General features: G+C 65.3%; 12 protein-coding genes. 8 read left to right on the top strand and 4 right to left on the bottom strand.

What is annotated here, in order from left to right; all coding sequences use genetic code 11:
• Window positions 1-103: 103 nt before the first annotated feature.
• Window positions 104-2695, bottom strand: a complete 2592-nt coding sequence (gene cphA, locus IWX85_RS05310; protein ID WP_036809469.1) for a cyanophycin synthetase — start codon at window positions 2693-2695, stop codon at window positions 104-106.
• Window positions 2695-4929, bottom strand: coding sequence for a cyanophycin synthetase (gene cphA, locus IWX85_RS05305; protein ID WP_036809472.1), 2235 nt, complete (start codon window positions 4927-4929; stop codon window positions 2695-2697). The genes cphA (IWX85_RS05310) and cphA (IWX85_RS05305) overlap by 1 nt, the downstream gene beginning before the upstream one ends.
• Before the next feature lie 311 nt (window positions 4930-5240).
• Between cphA (IWX85_RS05305) and IWX85_RS05300 the strand changes: the two genes are divergently transcribed.
• The 7 genes from IWX85_RS05300 (at window position 5241) to IWX85_RS05270 (ending at window position 12315) form a co-directional block, all read left to right on the top strand.
• Complete coding sequence (locus IWX85_RS05300; RefSeq protein WP_051984269.1) at window positions 5241-7637, top strand: ABC transporter ATP-binding protein; 2397 nt, start codon at window positions 5241-5243, stop codon at window positions 7635-7637.
• A gap of 14 nt (window positions 7638-7651) precedes the next feature.
• On the top strand, window positions 7652-8134 hold the full coding sequence (locus tag IWX85_RS05295) for a DUF1854 domain-containing protein (protein ID WP_196868998.1): 483 nt from the start codon (window positions 7652-7654) through the stop codon (window positions 8132-8134).
• Between the two features lie 267 nt (window positions 8135-8401).
• Complete coding sequence (locus IWX85_RS05290) at window positions 8402-8737, top strand: PepSY domain-containing protein (protein ID WP_196868997.1); 336 nt, start codon at window positions 8402-8404, stop codon at window positions 8735-8737.
• Window positions 8738-8948: 211 nt separating this feature from the next.
• A complete protein-coding gene (locus IWX85_RS05285; protein WP_196868996.1) occupies window positions 8949-9731 on the top strand; it encodes a hypothetical protein in 783 nt (260 codons plus the stop codon).
• A 52-nt stretch (window positions 9732-9783) separates the two neighbouring features.
• Window positions 9784-10248, top strand: coding sequence for a hypothetical protein (locus tag IWX85_RS05280; protein ID WP_196868995.1), 465 nt, complete (start codon window positions 9784-9786; stop codon window positions 10246-10248).
• Window positions 10249-10306: 58 nt separating this feature from the next.
• On the top strand, window positions 10307-10972 hold the full coding sequence (locus IWX85_RS05275) for a response regulator transcription factor (RefSeq protein WP_196868994.1): 666 nt from the start codon (window positions 10307-10309) through the stop codon (window positions 10970-10972).
• Window positions 10948-12315, top strand: coding sequence for an ATP-binding protein (locus tag IWX85_RS05270; RefSeq protein WP_196868993.1), 1368 nt, complete (start codon window positions 10948-10950; stop codon window positions 12313-12315). Before IWX85_RS05275 ends, IWX85_RS05270 begins: the two co-directional genes overlap by 25 nt.
• Window positions 12316-12543: 228 nt before the next feature.
• On the opposite strand, the gene IWX85_RS05265 is transcribed toward IWX85_RS05270, so the two are convergent.
• Window positions 12544-14841, bottom strand: a complete 2298-nt coding sequence (locus IWX85_RS05265) for an NADP-dependent malic enzyme (RefSeq protein WP_196868992.1) — start codon at window positions 14839-14841, stop codon at window positions 12544-12546.
• 218 nt (window positions 14842-15059) lie between these two features.
• Here IWX85_RS05265 and IWX85_RS05260 point away from each other — a divergent pair, with 218 nt between their 5' ends.
• Window positions 15060-16076 (top strand): tripartite tricarboxylate transporter substrate binding protein, encoded by a 1017-nt coding sequence (locus IWX85_RS05260; protein WP_196868991.1) that lies wholly within the window; start codon window positions 15060-15062, stop codon window positions 16074-16076.
• Window positions 16077-16358: 282 nt separating this feature from the next.
• On the opposite strand, the gene IWX85_RS05255 is transcribed toward IWX85_RS05260, so the two are convergent.
• The gene (locus IWX85_RS05255) at window positions 16359-16868 is read right to left on the bottom strand and encodes a hypothetical protein (protein ID WP_196868990.1); all 510 of its coding nucleotides are present in this window, start codon (window positions 16866-16868) and stop codon (window positions 16359-16361) included.
• Between the last annotated feature and the right edge of the window lie 156 nt (window positions 16869-17024).

The following is a 17024-nucleotide window of genomic DNA, read 5'->3' as shown; positions in this document are numbered from 1 at the left end:
CGGGCGCAAGAGGCCTGTTTTGCTTGAAATTCCAGTCGGCGGCATGCCGTGGCGCTGGCCGTGGTTTCAGCGCCGGCCTGCCATGCAGCCGCCGGCCCGGGCCTCAGGGAAGCGCCAGCAGCTTGTCCTTCGCCTCGCTGATGCGCAGCGCCAGGTGGTCGAGGGCTTCTTGCACCTGATCGACCAGGACCAGGCACAGGTCGCCCGGCTGCAGGCGTGACAGCGCCTCGTCGATGGCGGCGAACTCGCCGCGCACCTCATCGATCCGCGCCGTGCGGCTGGCGCCCTGCAGGCCACTGCGCAGCAGCGCCATCACCTCGCCGTCGGCCCGGCCGCGCTGGGCGGCGTCCTGGTACAGGATCACCTCGTCGAATGCCGCGCCCAGAATGACCGTCTGGTCGGTGATGTCGCTGTCGCGCCGGTCGCCCGCGCCGCTGATGACCACGCTGCGGCGCTGGGCCGGTATGGCATTGACGGCCGCCACCAGCGCATGCATGGCGTCGGGGTTGTGGCCATAGTCGGCAATCACCGTGGCGCCGGCGTAATCCATCACGTTGAAGCGGCCGGGCGCATTGTGGCTGTCGGTGACGAAGCTGGCCAGGCCGCTTTTGATCGTGTCCCAGCTCAGGTTGACGGCCCAGGCCGCCGCCACGGCCGCCATGACGTTCTCGACTTGAAAGCCGATGGTGCCGCCGCGCGTCACCGGAATGCCTTGCAACGGGATGCGCTCGACGCGCGAGCCTTCGGCGGCCACCAGCATCGGGCCGTCAACAAACACCGTGCGCTTGCCCTGCGCGCGGTGCGTCGCCATGAGCGGGTTGTGTCGGTCGGCGGCAAAAAAGATCACCTTGCCGGGGCAGGCCCGGGCCATCCCGGTGACGATGGCGTCGGCCGCGTTGAGCACCGCGTAACCGGTGGGCGCGACGTTCTGCACGATCACGCGCTTGAGCACCGCCAGGTCTTCCACCGTGGTGATGTAGTTCAGCCCGAGGTGGTCGCCGCTGCCGATGTTGGTGACCACGGCAACTTCGCAGCGGTCAAACCCCAGGCCCTCGCGCAGCACGCCGCCGCGCGCGACTTCGAACACGGCAGCATCGACGTCAGGATGCATCAAGACGTTGCGCGCGCTTTTCGGGCCGCTGCAGTCGCCGCGGTCGGTCTGCCGGCCGTTGATATAGACGCCGTCGGTGTTCGTCATCCCGGTGCGCAGGCCATGTGCGGCCAGCAGGTGGGCGATCAGGCGCGTGGTGGTGGTCTTGCCGTTGGTGCCGGTCACGGCAATCACTGGAATGCGGCCGTTGTCGCCGGCAGGAAACAACTCGTCCACCATGGCCACGCCCACCGCCCGGCCCTTGCCGTACGAAGGCGACAGGTGCATGCGCAGGCCGGGCGCGGCATTGACCTCGACCACGCCGCCGTTTTGCGCTTCCAGCGGCCGCAGCATGCTCTCGCACACCACGTCGACGCCGCAGATGTCCAGGCCAATCATCTGCGCGGCTGTCACGGCGCAGGCGGCAACCTCCGGATGTACCTCGTCGGTCACATCGGTGGCGGTGCCGCCGGTGCTCAGGTTGGCATTGTTGCGCAGGATCACGCGCTGACCCTTGGCCGGAACCGATTCGGGGCTCAAGCCCTGCACATCGAGCCGGGCCACGGCAATCTCGTCAAAGCGGATTTTGGTCAGCGAGGTGGCATGGCCTTCGCCGCGCCGCGGGTCCTGGTTGACGATGTCGACCAGCGCGCGCACGGTGTGCCGGCCGTCGCCCACCACCTGCGGCGGCTCGCGCCGTGACGCGGCGACCAGTTTGTTGCCGACCACCAGCAGGCGAAAGTCGCAACCTGGCAGAAACCGCTCGACCATGACCTCGCCATGCTCGGCAGCGGCGCGGTAGGCCATGTCCAGGTGCTCGCGCGTCGTGACGTTGACCGTCACGCCCTTGCCCTGGTTGCCGTCCTGCGGCTTGAGCACCACGGGCAGGCCGATTTCCTGGGCCGCCGCCCAGGCGTCGTCCGGGCTGGCGGCCGGCCGGCCCAGCGGCACGGGAACGCCAGCGGCGCGCAGCAGCTTTTTGGTCAGGTCCTTGTCCTGCGCAATCGATTCGGCCACCGCGCTGGTGCTGTCGAGTTCGGCGGCCTGGATGCGGCGCTGGCGCGAGCCCCAGCCAAACTGCACCATGCTGCCTTTGGTCAGGCGCCGGTAGGGAATGCCGCGCGCCACGGCGGCATCGACAATCGCGCCGGTGCTCGGCCCCATGCGCTCGTCTTCATCCAGGTCGCGCAAGCGGCCAATGGCGGCCTGCCGGTCAAAAGAGCCGTCCTGCATGGCGGCATGCACCAGTGCCTGTGCCAGTTCAAACGCCAGCCGGCCTACGGCTTCTTCGCTGTACTCGACCACGACCTGGTAAGTGCCGGTTTCCAGCGTGGCAGAAGTTCGGCTGAAGGTGACAGGACAGCCGGCATCGGCTTGCAGCTCAAGCGCCACCGCTTCCAGCACATGCGCCAGTGACACCGGACCGGCATGGCCGGTGTCGCGCAGAATGCCGATGTCCGGAAACAGCGCACGCAGGCGTGATTCAAATCCCGTCAGGTTGTCGATGGAACTTTCGTCGGGGCTGCAGGCAACGATGGCTTCAAGGGCTGTGCGGCGGCTCCAGAGGTTGGGGCCGCGCAGGGCCCGGATACGGGAAACTTCCATCAGGCTGCCCTCCCGGCAGGTAGTGGGTTGGATTCAAATGCTTCAATGCCCGCGCCAATCAGGTTGAGCGGAATATCGAGCGCCCAGGCCGTGGCGACGGCGGCAAGCAGCGAAGGCTCGGAAATGCCGCTTTTTGCATGGCGCTTGCACCAGGCGCTGAGTTTGCCCAGCCCGGGCAGGAAAGTCTCGGCCCCGCCGGTGGCCAGCACCACCTGGTTCTGCCGCACGCACACCGCGCGGCCATTGCCGGCGCGGTGCGCGGCAATGGCCTCGACACCCGGGTCGCTGCTGTAGAAAATCACTTCGCCGTCGCAGAGCCGCTGCATCTCCACCACGCCGGCATCGGTGGCATTGAGCACCGCTGCGCCGCCCGGCAGCACTACATCGACCTGTGAGCGAATGACCTTGAACATCTGGGCTTCGTCAAAAATGTCGAATTCTGCCAGCCCGTCGGCGCCGCCCAGGTCGGTGACCACGCCGACCTGGCAGCGGTCGTAGGTCAGCCCGGTACGCAAGATGGTGTCGGCGCCGTTTTCAAAGACCGCCGCCTGCACTGCCCGGTTGATCAGCAGGCGCTGGCCGGCTTCCCAATGGGTGCTGTCAGCGCTTTCCACGCGGCGCTGGTCCAGGAACAGGCCATCCCGGCAGGCCAGGCCGGTGTAGCGGCCCGACAGGTGCAGCAGCCACGCCACCAGCCGCGCAATGTGCTGTGTGCCGCCCAGTCCGGCAATGCCAACAATGGGAATGCGGCCGTCGCTACCGTGGCTGCGGTGGTCCGGTGTTTCGGCATGGCGCGCAAACAGGTGGTCGCAGATGGCGCGGCCCACCGGACGGGGCGCGCCCTGCGCGGGCTTGAGGTGCATCAGCAGGCCGGGACCGGCGTTGACCTCGACGATCGCGCCGCCCTGGCTGTGCAGCGGGCGCGAGATGTCCTGGGCCACCACGTCAATGCCGGCGATGTCCAGTCCCACCACCCGGGCAGCCAGCGAGACGATGTAATCGACCTCGGGATGCACCTCGTCAGTGCAGTCGATGGACACATTGCCGTTGCGCTGGATCAGCACCTCGCGGCCGGCTGCGGGAACGGCTTTGGGCGTCAAGCCCTGGCGCTGCAGTTCGAGCACGATGGCGCCGTCGGTGTCGGTGTCGATGCGGCTGAGCGGAAAATCCTCCCCCAGGCCGCGCCGGGGGTCGGTGTTGAGCTGTTCGTCGATCAGTTGCCTGACCGTCTGTTCTCCGTCGCCGGTGATCAACGCGATTTCTCCGCGCGCGGCGGCCACCACGCGCCCGCCCACGACCAGCAGCCGGTGTTCATGGCCACGCACATGGCGCTCGACCATCACCTCGCTGCCTTCGGGCTCGGCCACCGCGAAAGCCGCCAGCACTTCTTCGCGCGTGTTCAGCTCCAGCGACACGCCCCGGCCGTGGTTGGCGTCCGACGGCTTGACAACGACCGGCAGGCCGATGTCCTGCGCTGCGTCCCAGGCTTCTTCGGCGCTGTTCACGATCGTGCCTTCGGGCACTGGCACGCCGCAGCTGGCCAGCAGGCTTTTGGTCAGGTCCTTGTCGTGGGCAATGCTTTCGCCAATCGCGCTGGTCAGGTCGGTCTCGGCCGTCCAGATGCGCCGCTGGCTGGCGCCGTAGCCGAGCTGCACCAGGTTTCCGTCGTTCAGGCGGATGTGCGGAATGCCCCGCTCTGTCGCGGCGGCGACAATGGCCGCCGTGCTGGGGCCGAGGTAGCAGTCGTCGATCTGGTCGCGGATGGCCTGCACGGCGGCCTGTACGTCGGCGGCCCCATAGGGCAGGTGGTTGATGGCGGCCATCAGCAGCCGGTGGCCCTCGGCCAGCGCCGTGCGCGCCACCTGCTCGTCGCGCGCCCGGAACACCATGCGGTACACGCCGCGCTGCGAGGTGCTGCGCGTCTGGCCAAAGCCCGTGGGCATGTCGGCCAGGTTGAGCAGTTCGATCACCACATGCTCCAGCACATGGCCGGTCCAGGTGCCTTCGTTCAGACGCTGCAGGAAGCCGCCGCGTTCGCCGACGCCGCAGTGGTGCTCCAGAAGCGCTGGCAGCAGGCCGAGCAGCCGGTCGTTGAAGCCGGGCAGCAGGTTGCTCGGAAAGTCTTCCAGCGCGCCCAGATCCAGCCAGACTTCCAGCACCGACCGGTAGGTCCAGAGGTTGGGTCCGCGCAGGTAGTGGATGCGCAACAGTTTGATATCGTCCAGTTTGCTCATGGTTGGCAAATTTATTAAGGGCAACCGGCCGGGCCGGTGCAATGTTTTGATTCCGGTCCGGCGACATGCCGGCCAGGGTTGGGGAAGAGAATCGTGGTCAATGGGGCTGACCTCATTGTGACGCTTCACGAATTCGGGATTGCACGGGCCGGGCCTGCCATCGACCCATGGAGGTTAACCTCGCGGGCAAACAGGACGCTTGGGCGAAAATCCAGGCTTTCAATGACTTGTGCACCGCACCCGTTCGCTTGGGGGGTGTCAGACCTGCCATCGGCCACACGGTCATGACCAGAAAATGAATTCGAGACAACATGCAACATCAGCACCCCGTGGAAGATTCCAGTTCCGACGACCCGACACTCGCAGGGCTCGCTTCACAACTGGCAACCCAAGAGAACGTTTTGTGCACCCTGCTGGTTGACCTGGACTCGGCGCTGCATTTTGCTGCCGGCGCGCTGGTCCTGACGGACCGCCGCCTGCTCTCACGCAGCGCTGCCGGTAACTGGTCCAGCCTGTTTATGCAGAATCATGACGACGAACCCATCCAGAAGCTCGATTTGCGGCATTTTGACCATGCCGGTGTTGGAACACTGGAACTGCATGACGTTCAGGGCGAGCCTTCACGGCGCCTGGCCCTGTGGCGCTTCACCCTGGGTGCGAATCCGCAGGCGCTGCGCATGGTGCGGTTGTTTTCGCAGCAGCAGGCCCAGCGCCAGGCCAGCGCCGCCCGGCTCAAGGCAATTGAGCTGGACCGTGCGGGCCAGGCGCTTCCCCTGTGCCCCGAGTGCGATGCGCCGCTGCCGCCGGACAGCGACGAGTGCCCGGCCTGCGCCCGCGAGGTGCATGTGCCGCCCTCGACCTGGGTGTTGCTGCGGCTGTGGCGCTTCGCCCGGCCCTACCGCTGGCAACTGCTGTCCGGGTTTTTGCTGACGCTGGCCTCGACCGCCGCCACCCTGGTGCCGCCGTACCTGACGATTCCGCTGATGGACGATATCCTGATTCCGTTCCAGAACGGCCAGCAGATCGAGCCCGGCAAGGTCGGCTGGATTCTGGGGGCGCTGCTGGGCGCGGCGCTGCTGGGCTGGGCGCTGAACTGGGCGCGCACCTATCTGCTGGCGCTGGTGTCCGAGCGCATCGGTGCCGACCTGCGCACCGCCACCTTCGACCACCTGCTGGAGCTGTCGCTGGACTATTTCGGCGCCAAGCGCACGGGTGACCTGATGTCGCGCATTGGCTCGGAGACCGACCGCATCTGCGTGTTTTTGTCGCTGCACGCGCTGGACTTCGCCACCGACGTGCTGATGATCGGCATGACCGCCGCGATCCTGTTTTCCATCAACCCGTGGCTGGCGCTGGCCACCTTGCTGCCCTTGCCCTTCATCGGCTGGATGATCCATGTGGTGCGCGACAAGCTGCGCACCGGCTTTGAAAAGATCGATCGCGTCTGGTCGGACGTGACCAATGTGCTGGCCGACACCATTCCCGGCATCCGCGTGGTCAAGGCCTTTGCGCAGGAAAAACGCGAGGCCGAGCGCTTTCGCGTTGTCAACCAGCACAACCTGGCGGTCAACGACCGGCTGAACAAGGTCTGGTCGCTGTTCACGCCCACGGTGTCGCTGCTGACCGAAATGGGCCTGCTGGTGGTCTGGGCCTTTGGCATCTGGCTGATGTCGAGGCAAGAGATCACCGTCGGCGTGCTGACCGCCTTCATTGCCTACATCGGCCGTTTCTATGGCCGGCTTGATTCGATGAGCCGCATCGTCTCGGTGACGCAAAAGGCGGCGGCCGGCGCTAAGCGGATTTTCGACATCCTCGACCATGTGTCCAATGTGCCCGAGCCGGCGCAGCCGGTGAAGATCGACCGGCTGGCCGGCCGCATCGAGATGAAGGGCCTGGGCTTTCGCTACGGCAACCGGTCGGTGATTCGCGGCCTCGACCTGGAAATAAAACCTGGCGAGATGATCGGCCTGGTCGGCCACAGCGGCTCGGGCAAAAGCACGCTGGTCAATTTGCTGTGCCGCTTCTACGACGTGACCGACGGCAGCATCCAGGTCGATGGCACCGACATCCGGCGCTTTGCCGTGGCCGACTACCGGCGCCACATCGGGCTGGTGCTGCAGGAGCCGTTCCTGTTTTTTGGCACGATTGCCGAGAACATCGCCTACGGCAAGCCCGGCGCCACGCGCGCCGAGATCGTCGCAGCCGCGCGCGCCGCGCATGCGCATGAGTTCATCCTGCGGCTGCCGCAGGCCTACGACTCGCTGGTCGGCGAGCGCGGCCAGGGCCTGTCGGGTGGCGAGCGCCAGCGCATCTCGATTGCGCGCGCGCTGCTGATCGACCCGCGCATCCTGATCCTGGACGAAGCCACCTCGTCGGTTGATACCGAGACCGAAAAGGAAATCCAGAAGGCGCTGGACAACCTGGTGCAGGGCCGCACGACGATTGCGATTGCGCACCGCCTGTCCACGCTGCGCAAGGCCGACCGCCTGGTGGTGATGGACCGGGGGCAGGTGGTCGAAGTCGGCCCGCATGACGAACTGATGGCCAAACAGGGCCACTACTGGCGGCTGTACGAAGCGCAGTCGCGCCAGGTGGATGACAAGGGCGATGACAGCAGTGCCGCCGAAAGCCGCCGTGGCAGCAGTGTGGCCATTGCAATTTCGCAGCTGGAGCATACCGCCCAGCGGGCAGGCACCACCCCTTCCTGAGCCAAGGACCGATCATGACCAATTTCACGTTCACCCCGCAATTCCAGCTATACCGCGAAGCTTCAGGGCGGCTGCATTTTGTCGATGCCCACGGCCAGACGCACACGGGCGTCGTGCCGGTGCGTGCCTTTCCGCTGGCCGCGCCCGAGGAAGGCATTTCACTGGTCAGCACCCAAGGCCATGAATTGGTCTGGATCGAGCAGCTGTCAGAATTGCCGACCGCCGTGCGGCTGCTGCTGCATGAAGAACTCACGCTGCGCGACTTCGTTCCCGAGGTCAGGCGGCTGGTGAGCGTGTCGTCGTTCGGCACGCCCAGTACCTGGACGGTGGAAACCGACCGGGGCCACACGTCCTTTGTGCTCAAGGGCGAAGAAGACATTCGCCGGCTGCAAGGCGGCGAACTGCTGATCTCCGCCAGCGAAGGCGTTCAGTACCGCATTGCCGACATGGCGGCGCTGGACAAGGCGTCGCGCCGGTTACTGGAGCGGTTTTTATGATGAAACAGGGCTTTTGCGCAGGTTGAGCTTGCACTGGCTGCTATCAAAAACAAGTTGATGCGCCGCGTCCATTGCTTTTTCTGTCTGGCGCCGCCTGGTGAACTCCCTCGACCTCAACCTGCTTGGCATGACCTGCGCCACGCCAGGCGGCAGCTTTTTCGGGCTGCGCGTGTGCTGGCAGCGCAAGTCGTGCGGGCTCAGTCCCCGCTAAGTCTTCTTTCGTAGTCTCTCCATGGCGCAAATCCCGCGCTTTATCGGAGAGTCATCATGAATCGCTATCGTAAATTTTCACTTTTGGCCGTCGCCCTGGCTGCTGCAGGCAGTGTGGCCTATGCCGCCACCGGGGGCATGGAAAACGACGCCATCGCCATCGCCCACGCCAAGATCGGGCTCGTTCAGGCGGTCACCGTGGCCGAGCAGCACGCCAACGGCAAGGCGGCCCGCGCCGAGTACGAGAACTCTAAGCAAGGCTGGGTCTATGACGTGGAAGTTGTCAGCGGCGCCAAGGTGTTCGATGTCAAGGTCGACGCCGACAAGGGCACGGTCATTTCGTCCGCCGAAGACAAGGCGGATCGGGATGACGATCACGACCCGAAAGACTGACCGTAAGCCAGCGTGGCCGGATCATTCCCCTGGGGGTGATCCGGCCCGCAGACCTCAATCCGGGCGTTCACGTCCCGCTCGACAGGCTCGGGGCTGCCGAAGTGGCGGTGCTGAGTGCCTGGCTGGCATGTCGTGAGCCGCCTATGGCTGGCCTAAGTCTGGCGGCTCAGACTGGCCGCAAACCCCATTCACTTCAACCGGAGATCACCGCATGACAACGCTGTCCGCACCCGCCCCAACACACTGGCTCAACAAGGTTCCGCAAGTCACGCTGTCGTTCTGGATCATCAAGATCATGTGCACCACGGTGGGGGAAACGGGCGCCGATTTCCTGGCGATCAATGCCGGCCTGGGCCAGAATTTGACCCGCGCGATCATGGCCGCGCTGCTGACCGCTGCGCTGCTTGTTCAGTTGCGCAAGCGGCGCTACACGCCGTGGATCTACTGGCTCACGGTGGTGCTGGTGAGCATCGTCGGCACGCAGATCACCGACTTGCTCACCGATGGCCTGGGCGTCAGCCTGTACATCAGCACGTCGGTTTTTGCCGCACTGCTGGCCGCCATTTTCGCAGTCTGGTATGCGGTGGAACATACCTTATCGGTGCACGAGATCTTTACGCGGAAAAGGGAGCTGTTTTACTGGTCGGCCATTTTGTGCACGTTTGCGCTGGGCACGGCGGCCGGTGACCTGGCCACCGAAGCGCTGCACCTTGGCTTCACCTGGGGCCTGGTGGCTTTCGGCGCCCTGATCGCCGCCACCTACACGGCCTGGCGCCTGGGCGGCAACGCGGTACTGACTTTCTGGATTGCCTACATCCTGACGAGGCCGCTCGGCGCCTCGCTGGGTGACTTGCTGACGCAGGCCAAAAGCTATGGCGGCCTGGGGCTGGGTGCTATGTGGACCAGCGCGCTGTTCCTGACCGTGATCCTGGTGCTGGTGACCAGGGAGCAAATGGCCATGGACGGCCACGACCAGGCACCCGCCACCAGGTAAATCGTTTTTTGAGCCATCCACAACCGCATTAGCGACCAAACAAGGAAAAATCATGCGCGATCTTCATTACCTCACCCGTGGCCTTGCCGCCGTGTCGGCCATCGCCTTGCTGGCCCTGGCGGCCGGATGCTCCAAACCCGCCGCGACGAATGCCGCCGATACGGCAGGCGCTGGCCCTGCGGCAACGGTCCAGGCTACTTCGGCGCTGCCACAAGCGAACGCTGTTTCCCCGCTGGGCGACTTGACGCCGTTTCGCAGCATCGCGGCAGAGGTTTCAAGCTTCGTCGACAAGGGCGATCTGCCTGCAGCCAGGACGCGGATCAAGGATCTGGAAATGGCCTGGGACTCGGCCGAGGCCGGCTTGAAGCCGCGCGCGGCGCAGGACTGGCATGCCCTCGACAGGGCCATTGACCAAGCCCTGAGCGCGCTGCGCGCCGATATCCCGACGCAGGCCGACAGCCACAAAGCGTTGACTGAATTGCTCAGGACGTTCGTAGCATTGCAGGGCAAGGCTTGACGCTCCCCACAGCGCTGCAAAATAGAGCATTGAAGTCTGCATAGGCAACGGAGGAAACATGCGGGTATTGCTGGTCGAAGACGATCCCATGATCGGGGAAGCCATCCAGGGGGCCTTGAAAGATGCTTCTTACGCCGCCGACTGGGTCAGGAACGGCCAGACTGCACTCACCACGCTGGGTTGCCAGCACTATGACGTGGTGTTGCTTGATTTAGGCCTGCCCGGCCAGGATGGGCAGGAAGTGCTGAGCCGCATCCGCGCCGGCAGCAATCCCGTGCCCCTGCTCATCATCACCGCCCGCGATGGCCTGGACGACCGCTTGCGCGGCCTTGATGGCGGGGCCGATGACTATGTGCTCAAGCCCTTCGAGATGGCGGAGCTGCTCGCCCGCATGCGCGCCGTGCTGCGCCGCAAAGGCGGCCACCCCACGCCGCTGCTCGGCAATGGGGTGGTGTCGCTGGATCCGGCCATCCGGGAGGCGGTAGTCAGCGGCAGCGCCCCGGTGCAGCTTTCCAACCGGGAGTTCTCGCTGTTGCAGGCCTTGCTGGTGCGGCCGGGCGCCATCCTGTCGCGCAGCGATCTTGAAGACCGTATTTACGGCTGGGGGGAAGAGGTCGAGAGCAACGCCGTCGAGTTTTTGATCCATGCGCTGCGGCGCAAGCTGGGCAGCACGGTCATCAAGAATGTCAGGGGGGCGGGATGGATGGTTTCAAAAAACGCCTGAACGCGTCGATTCAGCGCAAGCTGTCTTTCTCGCTGTTGCTGGCCATTTTGGGGGTGGCGCTGGTGGCGGGCATTTTTTCTTTCGTGTCCGCATTCGATGAAGCGCATGAGCTGCAAGACGACACGCTGCGGCAGATTGCGGCCCTGTTTGACCGGCAGCACCTGCCGCTGGCACATCTGGGTGACGACGGGCGCACCCAGGGCAGCGATGAAGAATCCCGCGTCATCGTCCAGTACCTGGCCGGCGGCGGGAAAGCGGCAGGCCAGGGCGATGCGGGCGCCCCGTTGCCCTTGCCGCTCACGCTGGCCGATGGCTTGCACACGCTGAAGGTTGGCAGTGAGCCGTTTCGCGTGCTGGTCAAGACCACGGCCAGCGGCGAGCGGATTGCCGTGGCGCAAGAAACTGGGGTTCGCGACGAAATTGCCCGGGACAGCGCCTTGCGCACCTTGATGCCCTTTTTGATTCTGGTGCCGGTCCTGCTTTTGATCGTGGCCGATCTCGTGCGCAAGATGTTTCTTCCGATCTCCGCGCTGTCGGCGGAAATCGACCAGCGCTCCGAGCAGGCGCTGTATCCGGTCGAGACGGCTGATCTTCCCGCAGAGGTGCGCCCGTTTGCCGTGGCCATCAACCGCCTGCTGGCCCGCGTGGGGCAATCGATGGAGGCCCAGCGCCGCTTTGTGGCCGATGCAGCGCATGAGCTGCGCTCTCCCCTGACCGCCATGTCGCTTCAAGCGGAGCGGCTGGCCGAGGCCGACATGTCCGGCATGGCGCGCGAGCGGCTGGCTGCACTGCGTCGCGGCATCGGGCGCGGCCGCAAGCTGCTCGACCAGCTCCTGACCCTGGCCAAAGTCCAGGCGGCGCCGGACCTGCCGACGTCAGCGGTTTCGGTGCAGGGCATTTATCGCCGTGTGCTGGAAGACCTCATGCCGCTGGCCGAGGCCAAGCGCATCGACATCGGCGTGGAGGGCGCGCAAGACGCGCTGGTGCTGGTGAGCGAGCTGGACCTGATGGCGGTGGTCAGGAACCTGGTCGATAACGCCATTCGCTACACGCCGGCGGGCGGGCGGGTCGACCTTTCACTGACGCTCGAAGCAGGTGGCGCCTTGCTGCAGATCAAGGATTCGGGGCCGGGCATTCCCGCCGGTGAGCGTGTCCGCGTATTCGATCCTTTCTACCGCACGCTCGGCAGCGATCAGGTCGGATCAGGCCTGGGGCTTTCCATTGTCAAAGCGATTGCAGATCGGACAGGCGCTGAAGTCCGGCTGGCTGACGCTGCCCAAGCAGCGCCATCGGGCTTGTCCGTCAGTGTTTTTATACCCAAGGCTAAATTGCGTGTGGGTTGATTGCCAAATCGCCTGATTAGCCACTTGCCTGAGATGTCTCTTGCCCTGTCATTCCCGCGAAGGCGGGAATCCAGTGGCCGATGCCAAGCGCTGGTTTTTGGCATGCTCCGTGCCAAGCGCCGTTTGCAGGCACAATTTTCAAGAAAAAACTGCGCCTGCGCACTGTAAACGGGCATAGTCAGCTATTAAATCAGGAGCGATTCAGGGCGGCTGGCCGTGCATTTTTATTCAGCGCGCCGCGCCCGCGTTGGCCACCGCCAGCGCCGTCATGTTCAGGATACGCCGCACCGTGGCCGAGGGCGTCATGACATGCACCGTGGCGGCCGCGCCCAGCAGGATGGGGCCGATGGTGATGCCTTCGCCGCCGGTGACTTTCAGCACGTTGAACAAAATGTTGGCGGCGTCCAGGTTGGGGCAGATCAGGATGTTGGCCTCGCCGGTCAGCGTGGTGTCCATCAGCGCATTGCGGCGAATGGTTTCGGACAGGGCGGCATCGCCGTGCATTTCGCCGTCGCATTCCACGTCCGGCGCCATTTTTGCAAACAGCTCGCGGGCGCGCCGCATCTTCAGCGCGGAAGACCGCTTGGACGAGCCGTAATTCGAATGCGACAAAAAGGCCACCTTGGGCGGAAGGCCGAAGCGGCGCACTTCCTCGGCAGCCATCAGCGCAATGCTGGCGAGCTGCGCGGCGCTCGGGTCTTCGTTGACGAAGGTGTCGGCGATGAACAGCGTGTGCTTGGGCAGCATCAGCGCATTGACCGTGGCAAAACCGGGCGCGCCGTCTTTCAGGCCGATGATGTCGCGGATATGGTCCAGGTGCACGTCGAAGCGACCGTGCAGGCCGCACAGCATGGCGTCGGCGTCGCCCAGGTGAACCATCAGCGCGCCAATGCTGGTGGTCGAGCGGCGCACCGCGGCCTTGGCGGCTTCGGGGCTGATACCTTCGCGGCCCAGCAGCCGGTGGTAGGTTTCCCAGTACTGGCGAAAGCGCGAATCGTCCTCGGGGTTGACGCATTCGACATCCTGGTCCAGCCGCATCCGCAGTCCGGCTTTCAGGATGCGCGCCTCGATCACGGCCGGGCGGCCGATCAGGATCGGCGTGGCGATGCCGTCGTCGAGCGCCAACTGGGCGGCGCGCAGCACGCGCTCGTCCTCGCCTTCGGCATAGGCCACGCGCTTGGCGGTGGCGGCGCGGGCGGCGCCGAACACCGGGCGCATCAGCATGCCGGTGGAATAGACAAAGCGGCTCAGGCTCTGGCGGTAGGCGTCCATGTCCTGGATCGGCCGCGTGGCCACGCCCGAGGCCTCGGCCGCCTTGGCCACCGCCGGGGCGATGCGCAAGATCAGGCGCGAGTCGAACGGCGTCGGGATCAGGTAGTCGGGGCCGAAGGACAGCTCCTGGCCGGCATAGGCTCGGGCCACTTCCTCGCTGATGTCGGCCTTGGCCAGGTTGGCGATCTCGCGCACGCAGGCGAGCTTCATTTCCTCGGTGATCTTGCTTGCGCCGCAGTCGAGCGCACCGCGAAAGATGTACGGAAAGCACAGCACGTTGTTGACCTGGTTCGGGTAGTCCGAGCGGCCGGTGGCGATGATGCAATCCGGGCGCACGGCTTTGGCCAGTTCGGGCCGGATTTCAGGCTCCGGGTTGGCCAGCGCCAGGATGATGGGCTTGCTGGCCATGGTCATGACCATGTCCTGCGTCAACACGCCGGGCGCCGAGCAGCCCAGGAATACGTCGGCGCCGTTGACCGCATCGGCCATCGTGCGCTCTGAACCGGTTTGTGCATAACGGGCTTTTGATTCGTCAAAACCGCCGGGCCGGCCCTCGTAGATCACGCCCTTGGAGTCGCAGACATAGATGTTCTCGACGCGCACGCCCAGACCAACCATCACGTCCAGGCAGGCCAGGGCGGCGGCGCCCGCGCCCGAGACGGCGATGCGCACGTCCTCGATGTTCTTGCCGACCAGTTCCAGCCCGTTCAGCAACGCGGCCGACGAGATGATGGCGGTGCCATGCTGGTCATCGTGGAACACCGGGATGTTCATGCGTTCGCGCAGCTTTTTCTCGATGTAGAAACACTCGGGTGCCTTGATGTCTTCCAGGTTGATGCCGCCCAGCGTCGGCTCCATGGCGGCAATGATCTCGACCAGCTTGTCGGGGTCGTTTTCGGCCAGTTCGATGTCGAACACGTCGATGCCGGCAAACTTCTTGAACAGGCAGCCCTTGCCTTCCATCACCGGCTTGGCGGCCAGCGGGCCGATGTTGCCCAGGCCCAGCACAGCCGTGCCGTTGGTGATCACGCCGACCAGGTTGCCGCGCGAGGTGAAGTCGTGCGCCAGCAACGGGTCCGCCTGAATATCCAGGCAGGGGTAGGCGACGCCGGGCGAATAGGCCAGCGACAGGTCGCGCTGATTCGACAGCGGTTTGGTGGCATTGACCGAAATCTTGCCGCGCGTGGGCAGGCGGTGGTAGTCGCGCGCGGCGTCGCGCAGGGCCAGTTCGGCGGGGGAAAGGGCTTTGTCCATGGTGTCTCCTGACTTTTTGTTGAACACGTGCTGAAAAAGTAAAGGGTACTGCAAATGTGCACAACTTGATGCTGAACTGCTGCGGGTTTTGCCTGGAGACGGTCCAACGAGGTTTGTTTTTGCAGTGCAGGCCGGGCGCTGGAGTGTGTGCGGACCGGTCATGCCACTGTCATCGGCCGAGGCGACAATCCTGCGATTCCAACTTTTTTCGCGCAACCATGCCTGTCGATTCAAAAGCCGTTATGCGCCGTCGCCAGGCGCTGACGCTGTCAGCCGCCGCAGTGGCAAGTTTCTGGACGCCGGCTGCGCTGGCGCAAGGGCCGTCCACGCCGTCGGCGGTGTATCCGGAACGCCCCGTCCGGATCGTCGTGCCCTTTGCGCCTGGCGCGGGCACCGATGCGATAGCCCGGCTGGTGGCGCAAAAGCTCGGCGAGGCCATGAATGCGACCTTTGTCGTTGACAACCGCGCAGGTGCCTCCGGCGCGATTGGCACGCAGTACGTGGCGCAGGCGCCCCCCGACGGCTATACATTGCTGCTGGCGGCGTCGCCCTTCACCACAGTGGCCGCGTCCGTGCCTGCGGCCCAGTACGACCCGCTGCGCCAGTTCATGCCGGTCGGCATGATTGCCACCGGGCCGCTGGTCTGGGCGGCCAACACCGCGTTGCCGGCCAGCAGCATGCCCGAGCTGATCGCGCTGGCCCGGCGGCAACCCGGGGTGCTCAATTACGGCTCGGCCGGCGCTGGTGGCGTGAACCACCTGGTGCTCGAACTGCTCAAGGCCCGCACCGGCACCTTCATCACGCACATTCCCTACCGTGGCGTGGCACCGGCGACGATGGACATGATCGGCGGGCAGATCCAGCTGGTCACCGGCACCATTCCGGCCTTGCTGCCATTTATCAAGAACGGCAGCATCAAGCCGCTGGCGGTGACCAGTGCCAAACGCTCCAGCGCGCTGCCCGACGTGCCCAGCATGGCCGAAGCTGGCCTGCCGGGCATTGACGTGGTGAACTACTTTGCCCTGGTGGCCCCGGCCGGCACCCCGCCCGCCATCGTCAACAGCCTGAATGCGGCGATCAACAAGGTCGTGGCGCTGCCCGAGGTGCTGGCCCGCTTCAAGACCGATGCGGTCGAAGCCGCGCCCGGCTCACCCGCGCTGCTCGGCCACTTCATCGAAGCCGATTTCCGCGCCTGGCGCAACGTCGTGAAGACGCAGAACCTGAAGATCGAATAGCCTGCGGATTTGCAGGTAAAGCGGCAACAGCGGCCTGTTGCGCCAAGTGCGCGAAGTCAAACCACTCAATTTAGAGAATCACACAAAACGACAAGTGCGGCGTCGTCACATCCCCACCAGCAGTGGCCCTTTGGAGGGCAGCGCGGTACGCTAAGCGACAAGCGTTGAGGCGAGACGCTCCAGCCAGCAGGGGCCGCGGAACTGGCTTTGCCAGGCCGCAGGCGCAGCGGCCCCCTCGGGGGGCAGGAAGCTACACGCAGTGAGCGACCGTGGGGGCAACAGTCAGTCCTGCCCTTCGGTCAGCGTGTCGAGCTGGAACTTGCCGCTCTTGTGCCACAGCCAGGTGTCGGTGTAGACCACCTTGCCCAGCCGGACCGGCGCCGGGAAGGGCGAGGCCTGCCGGATGGTGCGTTCGATTTCCGCCATCACTTCGGGCGCATGGCGCGGCGCCCGCATCCAGTCCAGCCGGGTCACGCGGCCGACCCGGTCGATTTCGACATTCATCACCCCCACGGCGTAGAGCAGTGGCGGCAGCCTGCCCTTGTAGATGCGATCGGCATTCAGCCCGTACAGGTGGGTGGCGCCATCTTCCCGGTAGGCCCGGGGCGATGTCGCCGAGGAATTCCGGGCCGAGCCCCGGGTAGCGGGCACCGGGCCGACGACACCGGGCGGCTGGACCGGCGCTGAACCGGGGACGGTCGGAGGCGCCATCTTGCAGGCGCTGGCCATTAGTGCGGCGGCGCCTGACAGCCAACTGAGCAGCCAGAATCGGCGGGGTTTGGATTCAGACATGGGCATATCTTGGTAAGGTGATTCGGACCGGACCGGAACCGGCAAGGTGCATCATGCACAGTGGCGCCGGCGACCGGGCCGCAGGGCGCCCAGCGCCTCAGGGCTGTATTGGGCACCGGTGTTGCTGTTTTTCATTCGCATGGTTTTCATTTCAAG

Source organism: Polaromonas sp. CG_9.11 (assembly GCF_015752225.1).
Classification (GTDB): Bacteria; Pseudomonadota; Gammaproteobacteria; order Burkholderiales; family Burkholderiaceae_C; genus Polaromonas.
The sequence above is the reverse complement of the archived record's forward strand: the minus strand, read 5'-3'. Positions and strand labels throughout refer to the sequence as shown.